Here is a 20,101-nt window from a genome sequence, read left to right as displayed (position 1 = left end):
GGAGCGGACGCCTTCGTCGAGCCGGAGGGCCGGCCCTACGGTGACGGCGTGCACCCCGCCGCGAGCGCGCGTCCCCGCACGGGCCTGGGTCGGGTCCTCGACGACCTGGGCAGCACCCTGCTCGACCTCGCCCACGGCGACCCCGACCGCCACCCCGACATCGGCGGCGTCGTGATCCACGACCCGCTCGACCAGCCGGTGCTGCCGCCGCACGCGCTCGTGCTCGGCATCGGGGTGGAGGCCCCCGACCAGGTCGCGGCGCTGCTGCGCCGGCTCGGCGGCCAGGGCGCGGCCGGTCTGGTGCTGCGGGCGCCGGTCGCGCTGACCGCGCCCGTGCGCGCCGCCGCCGACGAGGCCGGGGTGGCCGTGATCGGGCTGACCCGGGGCGCGCCGTGGGGCCACCTCGGCGAGATGCTGCGCGCGCTGCTGGCCGAGGGCGACATCGGGGTCGCCGACTCCGAGTCGTTGGGCGGGCTGCCGTCGGGCGACCTGTTCGCCGTGGCCAACGCGATCGCCGCGCTGCTCGACGCCCCGATCACCATCGAGGACCGCAGCTCCCGGGTGCTCGCGTTCTCCGGGCGCCAGGACGAGGCCGACCCCGCCCGGGTCGAGACCATCCTGGGCCGGCAGGTGCCCGAGCGCCTCTCCCGGATCCTGCACGAGCGCGGGGTGTTCGGCGAGCTGCTGCGCAGCGACCAACCGGTGAGCATCGACCCGGTCCCGGACGGGCGCGGCGGGCGCTCCATCCCGCGCGTCGCGATCGCCGTCCGCGCGGGCGACGAGGTGCTGGGTTCGATCTGGGCGGCGGTGACCGAGCCGTTCAGCCCCGAGCGCGTCGAGGCGCTGCGCGAGGCGGCGAAGCTGGTCGCCCTGCACCTGCTGCGGGTCCGGGCGGGCGCGGACGTGGCCCGGCGGCTGCGCTCCGACCTGCTCAGCTCCGCGCTGGAGGGCGGCGTCGGAGCGGGCGAGGCCCTCGGACGGCTCGGCCTCGCCGGGCGGCCGCTGCTGGTGCTGGGCGTGGCCCTCGACGAGCACGGGCCGCGACCCCCCGCCGACGGCAGCGCGGACGCCGCCACCACCCAGGACCGCCAGCGCCTCGCCGACGCCTTCGCCATGCACCTGTCCGCCGTGCACCCCCGCTCCGCGGCGGGCGCCATCGGCACCGCCACCTACGGGCTGCTGCCCGCGGTCGGCCCCGCGGACAAGGCGGAGGCCCGCGCGCTGCGCACCCTGCAGGACTTCCTGGACCGCGTCGGCGACCGGCTGCCCGCGATCGCCGCGGTGGGGCCGGTCGCGCCCGACCTGTCCGGGCTGGCCCACAGCCGCGCCGGTGTGGACCGGGTCCTGCGGGTGCTGCGCGAGGGCACCGGCCGAGCGACCGGGCGGCGGGTCGGGCGGCTCGACGAACTGCAGGGCGAGGCCCTGATCCTGGAGCTGCGCGACCTCGCCGCCGCCCGCGGCGACGAGCCGACCGGGGCGCTGGCCCGGCTGATCGACTACGACGACCGCCACCGCAGCAGCCTGGTGGAGACGCTGCGCGCGTGGCTGGACGCGTTCGGCGACGTCGTCGCGGCCTCCGACGCGCTGTTCGTGCACCAGAACACCTTCCGCTACCGGCTGCGGCGGGTCGTCGAGGTCGGCGGCATCGACCTCGACGACCCCGACCAGCGCTTCGCCGCGATGCTGCAGCTGCGGGTGCTGCGCACCACCCCGCCGCGGGGCGGCTGACCGAGTCAAGAGACGGCGGCCGGGGCCGTCAGCGGTCTCTCGACCAGGGCGACCGCCCGTGCGAGCGTCGGCCCATGGACATCGACGTCCCCGCTACGGGCCCGGTGCGCGGGCGGTGAGGACCCGGGCCGCGATCTGCCGGGAGCCCGGCGCGCCGTGGGAGCTGGTCGACCTCGACCTCGACGACCCCGGCCCGCGGGAGGTCCGGGTGCGGTTCCGCGCGGCAGGGCTGTGCCACCTCGACGACCACGCGCGGCGGGGCACCGTCGGTGCGCGGGCACCGTTCGTCGGGGGCCACGAGGGCTCGGGGATCGTCGAGGCCGTCGGGCCGGGCGTCTCCCGGGTCGCGGCGGGCGACCACGTGCTGTGCTCCCCCGTGCCCGTCTGCGGGCACTGCCGCTACTGCGCGACCGGCCGGCAGAACCTCTGCGACGACGGCGCCGACCCCGCGGCCGGGCCGGTGCCGTTCCACCTCGACGAGCGGGACCTGGCCGGGTACCGGGGGCTCGGCACGTTCAGCGAACGCGCCGTGATCTCCGAGCGGTCCTGCGTCCGCGTCCCGCACGACCTGCCGCCCGCGGTCGCGGCCGTGCTGGGCTGCGCCGTCCCGACCGGGTGGGGCACGGTGGCCCACCTCGCCGGCGTGCGCGTCGGGCAGACCGTCGTCGTGTTCGGGTGCGGCGGCGTGGGGGCGAACGCGGTGCAGGCCGCGGCGGCCACCGGGGCCCGGCGCGTGGTCGCCGTCGACCCGGTCCCGGCGAAGCGGGAGGCGGCCCTGCGCTTCGGCGCGACCCACGCCTTCGCCGACGCCGCCGAGGCACACGACTTCGTCGTCGACGACACCTGGGGCGAGCTGGCCGACCACGCCGTCGTCACGGTGGGCGTGGTCGACGACGCCGTGCTGGACGCCGCCCTGATGGTCGTCGGGAAGGCCGGCCAGGTCACCGTGACGTCGCTGGGCCCCGGCTCGTTCCGCCACCACCCGAGCCCGGCGATCGCCTACACCCGCCGGATCCGGGGCGGGGTGCTCGGCGGTTGCAACCCCCTCGACGACGTCCCCCGCCTGGTCCGGATGTACCAGGACGGCGCGCTCGACGTCGACGGGCTCATCACCGCCCGCTACCACCTCCACGACATCGGCACCGGCTTCGACGACCTGCACGCGGGTCGCAACCTCCGCGGGGTGATCGTGCATGAGTGGTGAGACCACCGTCCGCGCCGGCGTCATGCTCGACGGCGGGTCCGGGTGGGAGGTCGTCGACCTGCGGGTCGACGAGCCCCGCGCGCACGAGGTCCGGGTCGCCTTCCGCGCCGCCGGCCTGTGCCACTCCGACCACCACGTCACCCAGCGCGACTTCCCGACCCGGCTGCCCATCGTCGGCGGCCACGAGGGTGCCGGCGTCGTGGAGGCCGTAGGCCCCGACGTCGCCCGGGTGCGCCCCGGTGACCGTGTCGTCTGCTCCTACATCCCCGCCTGCGGGACCTGCCGCCCGTGCTCGACGGGCCACGAGAACGTGTGCGTCAAGGGCGCCAACGCCATGACCGGCATGGCCGAGGACGGCACGTTCCGGTTCCACCTCGACGGCCCCGGCACCGCCTCCACCGACCTCGGCGGGTTCTGCGGCCTGGGCACCTTCGCGCAGCGCGCGGTCGTCTCCGAGTGGGCCTGCCTGCCCCTGCCCGACGACGTCCCGTTCGACGTCGGGGCGCTGCTGGGCTGCGGCGTCCCCACCGGGTGGGGCTCCGCGGTCCGCGCCGCCGAGGTCCGCGCCGGTGACGTCGTGGTCGTGGTCGGCGTCGGCGGGGTCGGGGTGAACGCCGTCCAGGGCGCCCGGTTCGCCGGCGCCCGCCACGTCGTCGCCGTCGACCCCGTCGAGCTCAAGCGCACCACGGCCCTGCGGTTCGGCGCGACCGCGGCCCACCCGCACCTGGCCGCCGCGGCGGACCACGTCGCGGAGGTGACCGCGGGCGGGTTGGCCGACCACGTCATCCTGACCCCCGGCGAGCTCGACGAGGACATGGTGGCCGCGAGCACCGCGCTGGTCGGCAGGGGCGGCCGCGTCATCGTGACCGCGAACGGCCGCTCGTCGGAGAAGGCGCTCACCTTCGCCACCCAGGACGTCGTGCTGCACCAGCGCGAGGTCCGCGGCGCCCTGTTCGGCAACTGCAACCCCCGCGCCGACATCCCCCTGCTCATCGACCTCTACCGCGCCGGACAGCTCCGGCTGGACGAGCTGATCTCCCGCCGCTACCGCCTGGACCAGCTCGACGAGGCCTACCGGGACATGGTCGAGGGCCGGAACATCCGCGGGGTGGTACTGCACGACACCTGAGTTGCCCGTGTCGCGCCGCGAGTTGTCGAGGGGTCAGAACGGCGGCGGCCCGGTGTCCGCGGTCGGCGGTGGCCGGTCCGGTGGTCGGGCCCGCCGCCGCTCAACCTCGGCCACGACGTGCGCGATGAGATCCGGTCTGCCTTCGACGCGGTAGTCGTGCGGATCACTGGAGTAGGACCGCCCGGTCGGCGTGCTCCAGGTGATCCGCCCATCCGGGTCCTGGCGCACCGACCAGCCCGGGGCGTCGTGCTTGAGCTGATGGTGATGCACACACACCCCATACAGATTCGATGCCGCGGTGATACCACCGTCGCCGGCGAAGGCCACGGTGTGATCCAACACCGACCGTGTGCTTGGTCCGGGTGGGCGTTTCGATGGCAAGCCGACCCGCACCGCAGGCGCGCCAGCGCCGAGGAGCGGAAGCGGCGCGGCAGCACTGGTCGAGGCTCGCGGGACGCGCGTCACCAACCACTCGCCATGCCCCCGGGGCCGGGGGGCCTGGGCGCACCTCGCAGCCCTGGACGTGGTCTCGCAGCCCGCCGGCGGGCTGCGACGACCCACCTGACGCTGCGCGGACGCCACCACCTCTGCGAGCCACCGTGTGCACAGCGCCAGCCGGTGCGCGCGGTCCACCCAGGGCCTGTCCCGGGCCGGCGCGGGGCCGAGCCGGAGATCAACTCGGCGCGCTGACCTGCGGCCGACTGACCACGTGCCCGTTCAACCCCAACTTCACGACTTGCCGCATGCCCCGGGCCCGGGCCCGGGCCGAGTAGCCGCCCCGCAGCCCCGAGCGCACCTCGCAGCCCTGGACGTGTACTCGCAACCCGCCGGCGGGCTGCGAGACCCCACCCGACGCTGCGCAGACGCCACCACCCCTGCGAGCGACCGCAGGCGCGCAGCGCCGAGGAGCGGAAGCGGCGGGCAGCACTGGTCGGCTCGCGGGACGCGAATCGCCAACCACTCGGCACGCCCCTGGAGCAGGCAGGGGCGGGTCCTGGGCACCTCGCAGCCCTGGACGTGGTCTCACAGCCCGCCGGCGGCCTGCGAGGACCCACCTGACGCTGCGCGACGCCACCACCCCTGCGAGCCACCGTGTGCACAGCGCCGGCCGGTCACGGGCCCGCCCCGGGTCGGCTGTGGCTCCTGCTGCCGGCGTTCGCCGCCACCGCGCTGCTGGTGGCCGGCCTTGAGGCGGTGGCGGGGCGCCGTCCCGTCCTCGGCCACGCCTGGGCGGCGCTGGTCGTGGTACTGGGCCTGGCCGGGGCCGCGTCCGTCGGCGGGGCGCCGTCGTTCGTGCTGTTCGTGGTGCCGCTCTTCGCCGTGCTGCTGGTCTGGCAGGGCGTCACCGCCGCCGTCCTGCGCGGCCCGGCCATGCCGGTCTGGTCGCCGGCGGTCGTGGGCGGCGCGCTGCTGGCCTGGCCGCTCGCGCTGACCTTCCCGATCACCGCCTGACCGCGATCAGGCCGCCGGCACCCGGCGCAGGGCCAGGGCCAGCCCGCCGGCCCCGAGCAGCAGCGCGCTGACGTAGCCGAGCAGGCCGGGCCAGCCGGCGCCGTCGTAGGCCAGCCCGCCCACCGAGCCGGCGATGCTGCTGCCCGCGTAGTAGGCCAGCAGGTACAGCGAGGACGCCACGGCCGGGGCACCGTCGGCCAGCACCGACGACCGGCGCCCGACCCACCCGCTGGCCAGCGAGTGCGCCCCGAAGAACCCCACGGTGAACAGCAGCAGCCCGGCCAGCACGGCGACCAGCTGGTCGGGCAGCGTGACCCACGCCCCGGCCAGCGCGGCGAGGACCGCGGCCCAGAGCACCCGGCGGCGCCCGACGCGGTCGCCGAGCCGCCCCGCCGCCGAGGACGCGTAGGAGCCGGCGAGGTAGCCGAGGAACACCAGGCCCACGAGCGCGGGCGGCACCGCGAACGGCGGCCCGAGCAGCCGGAAGCCCAGGTAGTTGTAGACGGTGACGAAGGCGCCCATGAGCAGGAAGGCGATCCCGAACAGGCACCGCAGGCCGGGGTCGCGCAGCTGGGCGCGCAGCGGGGCGCCGAGGTCCCGCAGCCGGACCCGGGGCGCGGCGGGGGCGACCGAGGCCGGCAGCAGCAGCCGGAAGGCGACGGTCGCGGCCAGCGACACGGCACCCACGATGGCCAGCGCGACGCGCCAACCGCCGAGGTCGGCGACCACGCCGGCGATCAACCGCCCGGACAGCCCGCCGAGGGTGTTGCCCGCGATGAGCAGCCCCATCGCGCCGCCGAGCCAGCGCGGGGCCACCTCGCGCGCCACGTGCGCCATCGCCAGCGCCGGCAGCGCGGCCAGCGCGAGGCCCTGCAGCGCCCGGACCGCGACCAGCACCCCGAAGGACGGGGCCAGCGGGGCGAGCAGGCCCAGCACGGCCGACGCCGCCAGCGCGGCGGTCATCACCCGCGCCCGGCCCCACGACTCGGCGACCGCGGACAGCGGGACGACGGCCAGCGCCAGCGTCCCGGTCGTCGCCGACAGCACCAGGCTCGACACCGTCGAGGACACCCCGAACTCCGCCGCCAGGCTCGGCAGCAGCCCCTGCACGCAGTAGACCAGCACGAACGTCGCGACGCCCGCGCACCACAGCGCGGCTCCGACGCGCCGGTAGCCGGGCGTCCCGCGCTCGTGCAGCGGCGCCGTGGACGCCCGCGTGGAGATCGTTGCCATTCCTCACGAGTCTAGGGCGGCGAAGGCACCTCGGCAGGCCCGCGGAGCGAGCGGACGGGACAACCGGTTCTCCTCCGCCCTCCGGCGGGCCCTCACCGGGCGAAGGAGAACCCGACCTCCCCGTAGCCCTCGAAGTGGGCGCGGACCTCGTCGCCCGGGCCGATCGCCGGCGGCGGCGTCGTGGTCCCGGTGGTCACGACCTCGCCCGCCCGCAGGTCGCGGCCCAGCCCGCTCAGCTCCCGGGCCAGCCAGGTCAGGGCCGTCACGGGGGACCCGAGCACGGCGTCGCCGCGGCCGACGGCGGCGGTCTCGCCGTTCACCTCGATGCGGGTCGCCCGCGCGGCGAGGTCGGCGCCGCGCCAGTCGGGCACCTCCGGTCCGAGCACGAAGAACCCGGCGCAGGCGGCGTCGGCGACCAGGGACGGGCCGCCGACGGTGGCGAAGTCGACGAACCGGGAGTCGGGGACCTCGACGGCCAGGTGCAGCGCCGCGACGGCCGCGGCGATCGCCTCCGCGGAGGCGCCCGCCGGCACGTCCTCGCCGAGGCGGAAGGCGAACTCGGCCTCGACGACCCGCATGTGCAGCTCGCCGGACGGGATCACGCCGCCGGGCTCGTGGCGGAACCGCTCGAACAGCGGCCCGGGCAGGGGCCCGCTCACCCCGATGTGGGCCTGCCCCGCGGCGGCCGTGGCGGCGATCTTCCAGCCGTAGGCGGGGCCGGCCAGCTCGACCAGCGCCCGCTGCGCGGCCCAGCCCGCCGCGACCGCGGTGGGGCGGATGCGCCGGGGCAGCGCGTCCATCCGTTCGCCGGACCGCCAGGCCGACCACACGGTCTCGGCCACCTCGGCAGCGACGTCGTCGATCCGCATGCATCCTCTTCCCGTCGGGAGCGGTCGGTCGCCCCCAGCCTGCGCCACGGACGGGGCCACCGGCATCACCGGGCCCACCCGCCCGGCACGACCGATGGCCGCGGCGTCACCGGATCGGCGGTGTAGCGGCCGGGTCGGCAGGGTAAGGAGCCGTACCGGGTGATCGTCTCCCGGGCGGACACCCGACGAGGAGAACCACATGACGAGCTACGTCGACCGCCTGCGCGTCCAGCCGCAGTTCCACGCGCACGAGCACGACAAGCTCGGTGGCATCCTGTTCGGCCGGTTGGAGAACCGCCTCGCCCACTGGCAGCCCGAGCAGGTGGAGCTGGACCTGGCGATCAAGGAGCGGGGCACGAAGTCGCAGCGCACCGTGCTCGAGTGCTCGATCGCCGGGCACCCGAAGCTGGTGGCGACCTCGGCGGAGCAGGACATCGACAAGGCGGCCGCCGAGGTGCGCGACGAGCTCTGGCACCAGATCGACCGCCTCGCCGGCAAGCACGCCGTGCGCAAGACCTGACCCGCCCCGCCCCGGGCCCGGAAGGTCACGAAGCAGGTCAGGGCGATCAGTGCGGTCCACGCACGCTGCTCATCACCACCAGCGTCTTGGTGCCCACCACGCCGGGTATCGCCCGCAGCCGGGCGACCACCTCGCGCAGGTGCGCCATGTCCCGCACCCGCAGTTGGCACAGCGCGTCGAAGTCGCCGGCCAGGATGTAGACCGCGTCGACCTCCGCGACGCGCCCGTGCAGCGCCTCGATGTCCTCCGGCGAGGACGTGCCTTGGAAGCGCAGCTCGCAGAACGCCTCCAGCGGGCGGTCGCCGCGGGCCGGGTCGACGATCGCGGTGAAGCCGCGGATCACGCCGGTGGCGACCAACCGGTCGACCCGGCGCTTCACCGCGGGCTGCGACAGCGCGACCTCCGTGGCGAGGTCGGCGAACGTGCGCCTGCCGTCGACCTCCAGCAGGGCCAGCAGCCTGCGGTCGACGTCGTCGAGCGGGGTCACCCGCGCAGGATAGTGACGGTTCACCGGTCGGAGCAGAAGCATTCCTGCGTACTGGGCGCGGACCGCCTTTCCTATCTTGCGGACGCCCCTCCGACTGGGGTCTGCTCGCAGCGTTCCCACCACGACGAGGAGGCGGCCAGGTGCGTGCGAGCGCGGTGACCCTCGACGACAAGTACGGCGCGACGTCCGGGCGGGCGCTCGTCTCGGGCATCGAAGCACTCGTGCGGATGGTCCTCGAACAGCGCAGGCTCGACACCGAGCGCGGGCTGGACACCCGCGCGTTCGTCTCCGGCTACCAGGGCTCGCCGCTGGGCGGGGTCGACCTGGAGATGGGCCGGGCGCGCCGGCACCTCGACGAGACCGGCGTCGTGTTCCGGCCGGGCGTCAACGAGGAGCTGGCGGCCACCGCCGTGGCGGGCACGCAGATGCTGGCCGCGCTGCCCGGTCGCCGCCACGACGGCGTCACGGGCTTCTGGTACGGCAAGGCCCCCGGTCTCGACCGGGCCGCCGACGCCATCCGGCACGGCCAGCTCGCCGGGACCGCCACGACCGGCGGAGCCGTCGCCTGGATCGGCGACGACCCGTCCTGCAAGTCCTCCACCGTCCCCAGCTCCTGCGAGCCGATGGCGCAGAGCCTCGCGCTGCCGCTGTTCGCGCCCGGCACGGTCGCGGAGATCGTCGAGTACGGCCTGCACGCCGTCGCGCTGTCGCGGGCGAGCGGGCTGTGGACCGGGTTGAAGATCGTCGCGGACGTCGCCGACTCGGCGGCCACCATCGACGTGGGCGCGCTGCGCCACGGCATCCCGCACCCGCCGGCGGCACCGCGCCCGCTGCTCCCCCCGATCGTCGGGCCCGTCGGCCTCGACGCCGAGCACGACATGCTCACCCGGCGCCTGGACATCGCCCGCCACTACGCCACCGAGCACGGCCTCAACCGGATCACCTTCTCCGCGCGGCGCGCCCGGCTCGGGATCGTCGCGTCCGGCACCGCGCACGCCGTCGTCGAGCGCGCCCTGGAGGACATGGGGCTCGACGAGGCGGCGATGGAGGCGCTGGGCCTGCGGCTCGTGCGGCTCGGGATGCCGCACCCGCTCGACCCCGGCCACCTCGCCGCGCTCACCGAGGGCCTCGAGGAGGTCTTCGTCGTCGAGGACAAGGTCCCGTTCGTGGAGGGCGCGCTCAAGCAGGCCCTGTACCGGCGGGCCGATGCGCCGAACGTCGTCGGGCGCACGGACGAGACCGGCCGGCCGCTGCTCACCGGGCGCAGCCAGGTCGCCGCCGAGGACGTCGCGGTCGCCCTCGGCCGGCGGATCTCGGTGGTGCTCGGCGCGGAGCGGCTGCCGCGCCCGGCGCGCGAGCACCTGGACCGCCTGCGTCCCGCCCGGGCCTCGCGGATCAGCCTGCCGATGGCCAAGCGCACGCCCTTCTTCTGCTCCGGCTGCCCGCACAACCGCTCCACCCGCACCGAGGACGGCTCGCTGGTGGGCGTGGGCATCGGCTGCCACGCCCTGATCGCGCTGGAGGGCGAGGGCCGGGGCACCCAGATCGGGCTGACCCAGATGGGCGGCGAGGGCGCGCAGTGGATCGGCCTGGCGCCGTTCACCGACGACCCGACGCTGGTGCAGAACCTCGGCGACGGCACGTTCCACCACTCCGGCTCGCTGGCGGTCCGCGCGGCCGTGGCCGCGGGCGTGCGGATGACCTACAAGCTGCTCTACAACGACGCCGTCGCGATGACCGGCGGGCAGCGCGCAGAGGGTCGCCTCGACGTCCCGTCGGTGACCCGGCTGCTCGCCGTCGAGGGGGTGCGCCGGATCGTGGTCACCACCGACGATCCGGGGCGGTACCGCGGCATCGCCCTGGACCCGATCGCGTCGGTCCGCCACCGCGACGACCTCCCCGCCGTGGAGCGCGAACTCGCCGCCGTCGACGGCGTCACCGTGCTCCTGCACGACGACCGCTGCGCCACCGAGGAGCGCCGGCTGCGCAAGCGCGGCAAGCTGCCCGCCGTCACCGAGCGGGTGGTGATCAACGAGCGGGTGTGCGAGGGCTGCGGGGACTGCGGCGACAAGTCGACGTGCCTGTCGGTGCAGCCGGTGCACACCGAGTTCGGCCGCAAGACCCGCATCCACCAGTCGTCCTGCAACTCCGACTTCAGCTGCCTGGAGGGCGACTGCCCGTCGTTCCTGCTGGTGGAGCCCGGGACGCGGAGCGCGCCCGACCGGCCGGAGCTGCCGGTAGCCCTGGTCGAGCCGCAGCCGCGGTTCGGCGAGCGCGACGTGCTGGTCCGGATGCCCGGGATCGGCGGCACCGGCGTGGTGACGGCGTCGAAGATCCTGCAGATGGCCGCCCACCTCGACGGGCGCTTCGCCGCCGGTCTGGAGCAGATCGGGCTGGCCCAGAAGGGCGGCCCGGTCGTCTCCGACGTGCGGATCTCCAAGACCCCGGTCGTCGGGTCGCTGCGCGCCTCGCGCGGCACGGCCGACGTGCTGGTGGGCTTCGACCTGCTCGGCGCGGCCGACGACACCAACCTCGGCGTCTGCGTGCCGGACCGGACCGTGGCGGTGGTCAACTCGGCGATCGTGCCGACCGCGCCGATGATCACCGGGCGGGTGGTGCTGCCGGGCTCGCCCGACGAGGCGCTGGAGCGGATCGCCGCGGCCACCGCCGAGCAGGTGCACCTGGACGCGCAGCGGCTGTCCGAGCGGCTCTTCGGCGACCACATGCCCACCAACGTCGTGCTGCTCGGCGCGGCGTACCAGGCCGGGGTGCTGCCGGTGAGCGCCACGGCGCTGGAGGAGGCGATCCGGCTCAACGGGGCCGCGGTGCAGAACACCCTGGACGCGTTCCGCTGGGGTCGCGCGGCCGTGCAGGACCCGGAGGCCGTGCGGGCGGCGGTCGAGCCGCCCGCGCGGGAGGCCGTGGCCGTCGACGCGGCCGCGCGGGCCCGCGCCCAGGAGATCGGCCTGGGCGAGGTGCTGGCGGTGCGGATCGCCGACCTGACCGGCTACCAGGACGCCGCCTACGCCGCCCGCTACGCCGAGGAGGTCCGCCGGGTCCGCGACCTGGCCGTGGCGGCCGCCGGCGCGGCGACGGGCGAGCGGATCGGCCTCGCCTACGCCCGCGGCCTGCACAAGCTGATGGCCTACAAGGACGAGTACGAGGTGGCCCGGCTGCACCTCGACCCCGTGGAGACCGCGCGCCGCGCCGAGGCGCACGGCCCCGACGCCCGGGTCTCGGTGCTGCTGCACCCGCCGGTGCTGCGGGCCATCGGGATGAACCGCAAGATCCGGCTGCGGGCCGGCGCCACCCCCGCGTTCCGGGCGCTGCGGGCCGCCCGCAGGCTGCGGGGAACGGCCTTCGACCTCTTCGGCCACGCCCACGTGCGGCGGACCGAGCGCGAGCTCGTCGGCGAGTACCAGCGGCTGGTCCGCGCCGCGGTGGCCCGGCTCGACGCCGCCACCGCGGACGTGGTCGAGGAGATCGCCGGGCTCCCGGACCTGGTCCGCGGGTACGAGGACGTCAAGCTGGCCAACGTCGCGCGCTTCCGCGAGCGGGCCGCCGAGCTGACCGCGCTGCTCAGCCCGTGATGCCGTACTGCGCGATCTTGCGGTAGAGGGTGGAGCGGGCCAGCCCCAGCGCCGCGGCGGCCGCCACCCGGTTGTTGCCGGACTCGCGCAGCGCGTGCACGATCGCGTCGCGCTCGGCCAGGTCGACCTGGCGCAGGATGGCGCGCGGCGCGCTCTGGCAGAACTCGGGCAGGTCGGCGGCCTCGACCACGCCGACCGGTCGCCGGCGCAGCGCCACGTCGAGCGCGTCCCGCAGCTCGCGGACGTTGCCCGGCCACGCGTAGCGGGCCAGCGTGCGCAGCGCGCCCGCCGACATCCGCGCGTCGCGGCCCGGCGCCAGCTCGTCGAGCAGGTCGGCCACCAGCGCGGCGAGGTCGCCGGAGCGGTTGCGCAGGGGCGGCACGGTCACCGAGTGCCCGAAGTCGGTGAGCGGCCCGGTGCCCCCGGGGTCGGAGATCGTGGCGGCGAGCCGGGCGCCGGTGCCACGCAGCGCGGCGACCGCCCCGGCCGCCGCGGCGGCGTCCCACAGGTCGAGGTCGCGCAGCACGACCAGCGGCGGCGGACCGGATCGGGGCAGCCCTTCCGGCAGGCCGTCGACGGGGTCGGCCGGTCCGAGCTCGACGACGTGCCCCTCGCCGTGCAACGCGCGGTCCACGTCGACGAGCAGCCGACGCCGCCCGGCGCCGCGCTCGCCGACGACCAGCAGCGGAGTGCCGGCCGCGAGCGCCTGGGCCGCCCCGGTCCAGGCCGCCCGCCACGCCGGGCTCGTCCCGGTGGGCTCGGGCAGCGGCCGGGTCTGCGGGACGGCCACGGCGGCGGCCTCCCGCAGCACCGTGACCACCGCCACCAGCCCGGCGACGGTGCTGCCCACGGTGACGGTGGAGCCGCGCATCCGGACCCGCGCGCCGGAGGGCAGGTGCAGCCGGTCGTCGACCGCGGGTCCCCGGCGCATGAGGAACCGGGCGTGGTCCTGCACGGCGACGAGGTCGCCCGGGTCGAGCAGGGTCTGCAGGGCGGTGTTGGTCAGCACCGTGCGGCGACCGACCGCCAGCACGGCCCGGCGCGTCCTGGCCTCCACCCGGGTGTAGTGGTCGAACAGGGCCTGCTGGTCCGCGTCGCGGTCGTGCAACAGCGCCTCCTGGATCCGCCCGGCCGCCGATCTGACCAGCGAGAGCAGCAGCGGCGACGAGTCCTCGGCCCGGCAGCTGACGTCCAGCACCCCCTCGATCCGGCCGGTGAACGGGTCGCGCACCGGGGCGCCCGCGCACGCGTACTCCTGCAACTGCTCGACGAAGTGCTCGGCCCCGACGACGTGCACCGGCCCGCCGCTCTCCAGCACGGTGCCCACCCCGTTGGTGCCGACCGCGCCCTCGTCGTAGCCGAAGCCCTCGGCGAAGTTGTTGGTGTCGGCGATCCGCCCGATGGTCGTCGTGGTGTCCAGCCGGACCAGCAGGCGGGCGCTGTCGTCGGTGAGCGCGACGCACACCGGGATGCCGGCCACCTGCTCGGCCAGCTGCTCGATCACCGGGCGGGCGCAGCGGACCAGCCGCGACTCCACGTCCAGGTCGGGGTGGAACCGGTTCGCGACGACGCCGGGGTCGACCCCGCGGGCCAGGCTGCGCCGCCAGGAGGCGGCCACATGGCGCGGGATTCCGGGCAGGGCGATGTCGGGGCGGTCCAGCAGCTCGGCCCGCGCGGACGTGAGGAGCCTCCGACGAGCGAGGGCGTCACCCATGCATCACACCTCCCCGTGCGACTCCCCCATCATGCGTGGCCGTCAAGGGGGCGGGGTGTCCGAAGATGGGACACCCGGGAGCGGGGACCGGACATACCGTCGCAACGTCCCCCGTCACCGCCGCCCCAGAGGACACCGCCCATGACCAGTGCCGCCACGGCCCCGCAGGACAGCTCGCTCGTCGAGGACCGTCACGTCGACGTCCTGATCGTCGGAGCCGGCGTGTCCGGCCTCGGCGCCGCGCACCGGCTGCGCACGCAGTTCCCCGAGCGCAGCTTCACGATCCTGGAGTCGCAGGACGCCCGGGGCGGGACCTGGTGGACCCACCAGTTCCCGGGGGCCCGCTCCGACAGCGACCTGTTCACCTACGGCTACCGGCACAAGCCGTGGCGCGGGCCTTCGATCGCCGCCGGCAGCGCGATCCTGGAGTACCTCGACGAGGTCATCGAGGAGGACGACCTCGCCGGGCGCATCCACTACCACCACAAGGTCACCTCGGCCTCGTGGTCGTCGGCGGAGCGCCGGTGGACCGTGGAGGTCACCCGCACCGACACCGGTGAGCGGCTGACCCTCACCAGCGACTTCCTGTGGATGTGCACGGGCTACTACAACCACGAGGACCCGTACCGGCCCGAGTGGCCGGGCCTGGAGCGCTACGAGGGCACCGTCGTGCACCCGCAGCAGTGGCCGGCCGACCTCGACACCACGGGCAAGCGGGTGCTGGTCATCGGATCGGGATCGACGGCGGCGACCCTGATCCCGGCGATCGCGAAGACGGCCGCGCACGTGACGATGCTGCAGCGCTCGCCCTCGTACTGGTTCGCCGCGCCGACCGTGCACGACCTGGCCACCATGCTCGAGCCCCTGGACCTGCCGGCGGAGTGGACCCACGAGATCCTGCGCCGCCAGTACGTCCAGCAGCTCGACTGGCTGGCCACCACCGGCCGCGACAACCCGCAGGAGCTGCACGAGTTCCTGGTCGAGGGCATCCGGCCGCTGCTGCCCGAGGGCACCGACGTCGAGAAGCACTTCACCCCGCGCTACCGGCCGTGGCAGCAGCGCATCGCGTTCGTCCCGGACGGCGACTTCTTCGAGGCCATGCGCGAGGGCAAGGCCTCGGTCGTCACCGACACCATCAGCGAGTTCACCGAGAAGGGCGTGCAGGTCTCCTCGGGCGAGGTGATCGAGGCCGACGTCGTCGTCACCGCCACCGGCTTCAACCTCGCCCCGTTCGGCGACATCCCGTTCACCGTCGACGGCGAGGCCGTGGACTTCACCCAGCGGGTCACCTGGCGCGGGCTGATGATCAGCGGCGTGCCGAACATGGCCTACGCCTTCGGCTACTTCCGGCACAGCTGGACCCTGCGCGTCGACCTGGTCAACGACGTCGTCGAGCGGATCTTCCGGCACATGGCCGAGCGCGGCGCGACGACCGTCGTCCCGACGCTGCGCCCGCAGGACGCGGACATGCCGCTGCTGCCGTGGTCGGACCCGGAGAACTTCAACGCGGGCTACGTCCTGCGCTCGCAGGGGCGCATGTTCCGCCAGGGCGACCGGGACCCGTGGACCCACATGCACGAGCACGACCACGAGCGCACCTCGCTGCCCGAGGCCGACCTCGACGACGGCCTGCAGTACCGCTGATCCCCCGGCCCCAGGAGAGACACATGCCCCGCATCCCCGTCCGCACCGGGACGACGCTCAACTACGAGATCAGCGGCGAGGGCGACCCACTGCTGCTGATCATGGGGACCTCCGGCGCCATCCCGCTCTGGGGTGAGCTGGCCCCCCGCCTGGCCCGGACCCACCGGGTCATCGCCTTCGACAACCGCGGCCTGGGTGGCAGCGACCGCGGCGAGGGCCCGATCTCGGTCGCCTCGCTCGCCGAGGACGCCTCCGCGCTGCTGGAGGCGCTGGAGATCCCCAAGGCGCACGTGCTGGGCTGGTCGCTGGGCTCGGCGATCGTGCAGGAGCTCGCGCTGGCCCACCCCGACCAGGTGGCCTCCGCCCTGCTCTACGCGACGTGGGGCCGCTGCGACGGGTTCCAGCGCTCGGTGCTCACCGCACTGCGCCTGCCCTACGTGCACCGCGACATGGAGTCGGCGATGGCCACGGCCGGCATCGCCTTCTCCCCGCAGCTGCTCGACCACCCGGACTTCGCCGAGATGCTGGTGCCGATGCTGCCCGCGTTCCCGCAGAACGAGGCGCAGATGCAGGTGACCGTCGAGCAGTGGGACGCCGACCTGCTGCACGACTCGATCGACCGCCTCGGCGGGATCACCGCACCGACGCTGGTCGTGGTCGGCGAGCAGGACCTGCTGACCCCGCAGTGGCAGGCGAAGAAGGTCGCCGACGCGATCCCGGGCGCCCGCTACGAGCTCGTCACCGGGCCCGGGTCGAGCCACGGGATGCACATCGAGCGCCCGGAGGACCTCACGCGGATCGTCACCGGGTTCCTCGGCGACCTCGCCAAGGCCGGCTGACCGGGGGTCACCGCCGTCCGCGCCGCACCAGTGCGCGGACGGCGACGACCGCCGCGCCGGCCGCGGCCACCCACGGGCCGGCGACGATCAGCGGGTCGAGACCCTGGTGCACCACGTCGGCGCGGCGCCGACCGCGCCGGGACGCGATCCCGTGCCGGGTGAACTCGGCGAGCAGCCCGGTCTCGGTGACCGGGTTGTCCGGGCGGGCGGTGACGAACGAGCGCAGGTGGCTCTCCCACGCGTCGACCCGGTCGGCCGCCACCAGCAGCAGCCAGTGCGCCGCGCGGCCCTCGCTGTAGCGGCGGTAGGAGAACTTCCGGATCGCGCCGGACAGCCCCTTCGGCGGGCAGGAGGTGCCGAACACCGGGGTGACGAAGGCGTGCTCGATGGACCGCTCCCGCGGCCACTTCTCCGGCTGGCGCTCCGGGAACTCCCAGTGCGCCCCGGTCTCCTCGGCGTGCTCGCGCGGCACCGCCGGGCGGTCCTTCGGGTCCAGGTCGGCGCCCCAGCCCGGGATGCGGGCGCGCAACTGCTCGCTGGTCTCCGGGTTGGCCGGCTTGCGCGCGGTGTAGGTCGGCAGGTCGGTCACGGTGCTCGTCCTCCTCACCCGGCGGCCGGGACGATCAGCGGCTTGATGCAGCCGTCCAGCTTGGCCGAGAACATGTGGTAGGCCTCGGCGATGTGCTCCAGCGGCACCCGGTGGGTCACGATGTCGCTGGGCGCGAGGTAGCCGTTGCGGATGTGCTCGAACAGCCGCGGCCACTGCCGCTTGACCGGGGTCTGGTTCATCCGCAGGGTCAGGCCCTTGTTCATCGCGTCGCCGAACTTGACCGCGCTGAAGATCGGGCCGTAGGCGCCCATCACCGAGATCGTGCCGCCCTTGCGCACCCCGTCGATGGCCCAGTTGAGCGCGATCGGTGAGCCGCCCTGCAGCTTCAGCTTGGCCGAGGTGACGTGCTGGAGCAGGTTGCCGTCGGCCTCGGCGCCGACGGCGTCGATCGCGACGTCCGCGCCGAGGTGACCGGTGATCTTCTTGAGGTGCACGACGATGTCGTCGTACTCCACGAAGTTGTAGGTCTCGGCGTGGGCGAACTCGCGCGCCTTCGCCAGCCGGTACTCCAGGTGGTCGATGACGATCACCCGGCCGGCGCCCATCAGCCAGGCGGACTTCGCCGCGTACAGCCCGACCGGACCGGCGCCGAACACGACCACCACGTCGCCCTCGACGATGTCGCCGAGCTGGGCCCCGAAGTAGCCGGTGGCCAGGGCGTCGGTCAGCAGGACGGCGTCGTCCTCCGCCATCCAGTCGGGGATCTTCGCCGGGCCGACGTCGGCGAAGGGCACCCGCACGTACTCGGCCTGCCCGCCGTCGTAGCCGCCGGTGGTGTGCGAGTAGCCGTAGATGCCGCCGACGGCGGTGGCGTTCGGGTTCACGTTGTGGCAGTTGGAGTACAGCCCGCGGGCGCAGAAGAAGCAGGACCCGCAGTAGATGTTGAACGGCACCATGACCCGGTCGCCGGGGCGCAGGTTCCGCACCGACGACCCCACCTCGTGCACCGTCCCGACGAACTCGTGGCCGAACGTCATGCCGACCCGGGTGTCGGGCATGAGCCCGTGGTAGAGGTGCAGGTCGGAGCCGCAGATCGCGGCCAACGACACCTTCACGATCGCGTCGTTGGGGTGCTCGATCGGTGGTACGTCCTTCTCCTCGACCCGCACCTTGTACGGCCCGCGGTAGACCATCGCTCGCACCGCTCGCCTCCCCGTCCCACCGCGCTCCCGTCCCGGACGACCCCCGCCCGGGTGCTGCGCGGTGGACCTCGGCATGCCCGCGGGGCCGCCGCGCAAACCGTCAGGGGCGGCTGGTCTGCGCGCGCTCGCCGCGCCGCATCACCGGCCACCGCTCGACCGCCCCGGCCGCCGCGGCCAGCGCCCGGTCCAGCGGGGCCAGCCGGGAGCCGAAGCGGTGCCCGGTGAGCTCGTCGAGCCGCTGCAGGTTGTCGCGGCCGCGGTCGAGGACCGTCAGCGGCAGGGCGGACAGCGTCTGACCCGGCGGACGGCGGGACACGACGGGGTGCGGGCGGGTCGGGGAGATCCGCCGCACCAGCTCCCACGTCCAGCCCAGCAGCCGCAGCCGCCGCGGCGACATCAGCTGCTGCAGCCGGGCCAGCAACTCGTCCTCCTCGGTGCGCACGTCGTGGTCGAGCACCGCGAACGCGCGCTCCATCAGCTCGACGTGCCCCGGCTCGGACCGGGCGGACCCGTCCAGGTCGCTGACGACGTCGTCGACCTCCTGGTGGTCGGACTCGATGCGCAGGGTCAGCGGGTCGCCCTCGGGGAGCACGCGGCGCGCGGCCGGGAAGAGCACCGCCTCCTCGGCGAAGGCGTGGGTGAACACCAGGCGGGCCAGCGCGCGCAGCGCCCTGGCGTGCTCGCGCTCGTCCGGGGAGTCCAGGGTCTCCCGAGCGCGGGCCATCAGCCGGTCCAGCCGCTCGTGGTCGGCGCGCTGCCGGGTCAGGATGCTCATCCGACCGCCGAGCTGCTCGACGCTCTGGTCGGCGATCGAGCGCGGGGCAGCGACGGTCGCGGGGGCGGCGTGTCCGGCACGTGGGTCCATCCGTGCGAGGTACCCAACTCCCGCCGTTGAACCGCGCGGCTCCGCCCCGGGCCCTCCGCCCGGGGCGCTCAGGCGGTGCCGGCGATGTTGAGCACCGTCACCGTGCCGTCGTCGAGGTTGGTGACGTAGGCCTGGCGGCCGTTCGGCGCCACCGCGATGCTCGTGGGGCTGCGCCCCGTCGGCACGCGCGCGGTGATCGCGAACGTCTTGGTGTCGAAGACCTGGATCGCGTTGTCGTCGACCGTGGCGAGGTAGCCGTGGCGCCCGTCGGGGGCCATCGACACGTCCTGCGGGTGCGGCGCCGTCGGTACCGTGGCCACCACGGTGTTGGTGTTCAGGTCGGTCACCGACATCGAGCTGCTGTCGTAGTTGACGTTGTAGAGCAGCGGCTCCTCCGGGTGGGCCAGGATGCTGTGCGGGCTCAGGCCCACCGCCACCGTCGTGATCGGCGCGTTGGTCGCGGTGTCCAGGATGGTCACCACGTTCGACTCGTGGTTGGCCGCGTACAGGCGCGTGCCGTCGTCGGAGACGTCCACCCAGTGCGGGTTGGGCTGCACGTCGATCGTCGCCGCGACGGTGTTCGACGCCGTGTCGATCACCGTGATCGAGCCGGAGTCGTGGTTGGGCACGTAGACGGTGCGCCCGTCGGGGGTGACGTCGAGCGCGAACGGCCGCACGCCGGTCGGCACGCGCGCCACGAACGTGCTGGTGGCCGTGTCGAGCACGCCCACCTCGTTCACGGTGCGCTCGTTGTTGAAGATGCTCACGTAGGCGCGGGTGCCGTCCGGGGAGAACGCCACGAACTGCGGGCCCCCCTCGGGGACCGGGATCGTGCCGGTGACGCCGTTGAGGGTGGTGTCGAAGACGGTGAGGATGCCGGCGGCGCGGTTGGCGATGTAGCCGTAGCGCCCGTTCGGGGCGATCTCCATGTAGCCGGGCGTCGGGCCGACCGGCACCGTCACGCCGACGGTCGGGGTGGCGCTGCTGTTGCCCACCGGGGCGGGCGCGGCCGCGGTGGGGGCCGGGGGTCCGGGCGCGACCGGGACCTGCGGCTGCGCCGGCTCCGCCGCGACCG

At 75.0% G+C, this 20,101-nt stretch carries 17 protein-coding genes; 8 read left to right on the top strand and 9 right to left on the bottom strand.

Annotated features, from left to right (window positions below; genetic code table 11):
- The first annotated feature begins 48 nt into the window (after nucleotides 1–48).
- The 3 genes from KIK08_RS03820 (at nucleotide 49) to KIK08_RS03810 (ending at nucleotide 4,061) form a co-directional block, all read left to right on the top strand.
- Entirely contained in the window at nucleotides 49–1,728 is a 1,680-nt protein-coding gene (locus tag KIK08_RS03820) for a PucR family transcriptional regulator (protein WP_214401602.1), read from the top strand.
- A gap of 115 nt (nucleotides 1,729–1,843) precedes the next feature.
- Entirely contained in the window at nucleotides 1,844–2,932 is a 1,089-nt protein-coding gene (locus tag KIK08_RS03815; protein WP_214401566.1) for an alcohol dehydrogenase catalytic domain-containing protein, read from the top strand.
- Nucleotides 2,922–4,061 carry an NDMA-dependent alcohol dehydrogenase gene (locus tag KIK08_RS03810; RefSeq protein ID WP_250556248.1) on the top strand — a complete coding sequence of 380 codons (1,140 nt, stop codon included), beginning with the start codon at nucleotides 2,922–2,924 and terminating at the stop codon, nucleotides 4,059–4,061. The genes KIK08_RS03815 and KIK08_RS03810 overlap by 11 nt, the downstream gene beginning before the upstream one ends.
- A gap of 33 nt (nucleotides 4,062–4,094) precedes the next feature.
- On the opposite strand, the gene KIK08_RS03805 is transcribed toward KIK08_RS03810, so the two are convergent.
- Nucleotides 4,095–4,388 carry a hypothetical protein gene (locus KIK08_RS03805; protein ID WP_214401565.1) on the bottom strand — a complete coding sequence of 98 codons (294 nt, stop codon included), beginning with the start codon at nucleotides 4,386–4,388 and terminating at the stop codon, nucleotides 4,095–4,097.
- A gap of 765 nt (nucleotides 4,389–5,153) precedes the next feature.
- On the opposite strand from KIK08_RS03805, the gene KIK08_RS03800 reads away from it, so the two are divergent.
- Nucleotides 5,154–5,513 (top strand): hypothetical protein, encoded by a 360-nt coding sequence (locus tag KIK08_RS03800; RefSeq protein ID WP_214401564.1) that lies wholly within the window; start codon nucleotides 5,154–5,156, stop codon nucleotides 5,511–5,513.
- A gap of 6 nt (nucleotides 5,514–5,519) precedes the next feature.
- Here the strand turns inward: KIK08_RS03800 and KIK08_RS03795 are convergent, their stop codons facing one another.
- Both KIK08_RS03795 and KIK08_RS03790 read right to left on the bottom strand, forming a co-directional pair.
- The gene (locus tag KIK08_RS03795) at nucleotides 5,520–6,746 is read right to left on the bottom strand and encodes an MFS transporter (protein WP_214401563.1); all 1,227 of its coding nucleotides are present in this window, start codon (nucleotides 6,744–6,746) and stop codon (nucleotides 5,520–5,522) included.
- Between the two features lie 92 nt (nucleotides 6,747–6,838).
- A complete protein-coding gene (locus KIK08_RS03790; RefSeq protein ID WP_214401562.1) occupies nucleotides 6,839–7,615 on the bottom strand; it encodes a 2-keto-4-pentenoate hydratase in 777 nt (258 codons plus the stop codon).
- A gap of 199 nt (nucleotides 7,616–7,814) precedes the next feature.
- Here KIK08_RS03790 and KIK08_RS03785 point away from each other — a divergent pair, with 199 nt between their 5' ends.
- Nucleotides 7,815–8,135 carry a hypothetical protein gene (locus KIK08_RS03785; protein WP_214401561.1) on the top strand — a complete coding sequence of 107 codons (321 nt, stop codon included), beginning with the start codon at nucleotides 7,815–7,817 and terminating at the stop codon, nucleotides 8,133–8,135.
- A gap of 46 nt (nucleotides 8,136–8,181) precedes the next feature.
- Here KIK08_RS03785 and KIK08_RS03780 read toward each other — a convergent pair whose 3' ends face one another.
- Entirely contained in the window at nucleotides 8,182–8,622 is a 441-nt protein-coding gene (locus tag KIK08_RS03780) for an Lrp/AsnC family transcriptional regulator (RefSeq protein ID WP_308257368.1), read from the bottom strand.
- A 140-nt stretch (nucleotides 8,623–8,762) separates the two neighbouring features.
- Between KIK08_RS03780 and KIK08_RS03775 the strand changes: the two genes are divergently transcribed.
- Nucleotides 8,763–12,212, top strand: coding sequence for an indolepyruvate ferredoxin oxidoreductase family protein (locus tag KIK08_RS03775; RefSeq protein ID WP_214401559.1), 3,450 nt, complete (start codon nucleotides 8,763–8,765; stop codon nucleotides 12,210–12,212).
- On the opposite strand, the gene KIK08_RS03770 is transcribed toward KIK08_RS03775, so the two are convergent.
- Nucleotides 12,202–13,926 carry a sigma-54-dependent Fis family transcriptional regulator gene (locus KIK08_RS03770; RefSeq protein WP_214401558.1) on the bottom strand — a complete coding sequence of 575 codons (1,725 nt, stop codon included), beginning with the start codon at nucleotides 13,924–13,926 and terminating at the stop codon, nucleotides 12,202–12,204. The genes KIK08_RS03775 and KIK08_RS03770 overlap by 11 nt on opposite strands.
- Before the next feature lie 141 nt (nucleotides 13,927–14,067).
- Between KIK08_RS03770 and KIK08_RS03765 the strand changes: the two genes are divergently transcribed.
- Together KIK08_RS03765 and KIK08_RS03760 are read left to right on the top strand one after the other, a co-directional pair.
- A complete protein-coding gene (locus tag KIK08_RS03765; RefSeq protein WP_214401557.1) occupies nucleotides 14,068–15,570 on the top strand; it encodes a flavin-containing monooxygenase in 1,503 nt (500 codons plus the stop codon).
- Between the two features lie 23 nt (nucleotides 15,571–15,593).
- Nucleotides 15,594–16,409 (top strand): alpha/beta fold hydrolase, encoded by an 816-nt coding sequence (locus KIK08_RS03760; protein WP_214401556.1) that lies wholly within the window; start codon nucleotides 15,594–15,596, stop codon nucleotides 16,407–16,409.
- A gap of 7 nt (nucleotides 16,410–16,416) precedes the next feature.
- Here the strand turns inward: KIK08_RS03760 and KIK08_RS03755 are convergent, their stop codons facing one another.
- The 4 genes from KIK08_RS03755 to KIK08_RS03740 all read right to left on the bottom strand — a co-directional run.
- The gene (locus tag KIK08_RS03755) at nucleotides 16,417–16,998 is read right to left on the bottom strand and encodes a hypothetical protein (protein ID WP_308257367.1); all 582 of its coding nucleotides are present in this window, start codon (nucleotides 16,996–16,998) and stop codon (nucleotides 16,417–16,419) included.
- A 14-nt stretch (nucleotides 16,999–17,012) separates the two neighbouring features.
- Complete coding sequence (locus KIK08_RS03750; RefSeq protein WP_250556249.1) at nucleotides 17,013–18,152, bottom strand: zinc-dependent alcohol dehydrogenase; 1,140 nt, start codon at nucleotides 18,150–18,152, stop codon at nucleotides 17,013–17,015.
- A 109-nt stretch (nucleotides 18,153–18,261) separates the two neighbouring features.
- Nucleotides 18,262–19,026, bottom strand: a complete 765-nt coding sequence (locus tag KIK08_RS03745; RefSeq protein WP_214401554.1) for a hemerythrin domain-containing protein — start codon at nucleotides 19,024–19,026, stop codon at nucleotides 18,262–18,264.
- Between the two features lie 68 nt (nucleotides 19,027–19,094).
- Nucleotides 19,095–20,101: beta-propeller fold lactonase family protein (locus tag KIK08_RS03740; RefSeq protein WP_214401553.1), on the bottom strand; the 1,007-nt coding region annotated here is incomplete at its 5' end.

Origin of the sequence: Pseudonocardia lacus (genome assembly GCF_018531445.1) — a bacterium.
In the GTDB taxonomy this organism is placed as follows: domain Bacteria; phylum Actinomycetota; class Actinomycetes; order Mycobacteriales; family Pseudonocardiaceae; genus Pseudonocardia; species Pseudonocardia lacus.
This window is presented reverse-complemented; position numbering and strand designations above follow the sequence as displayed.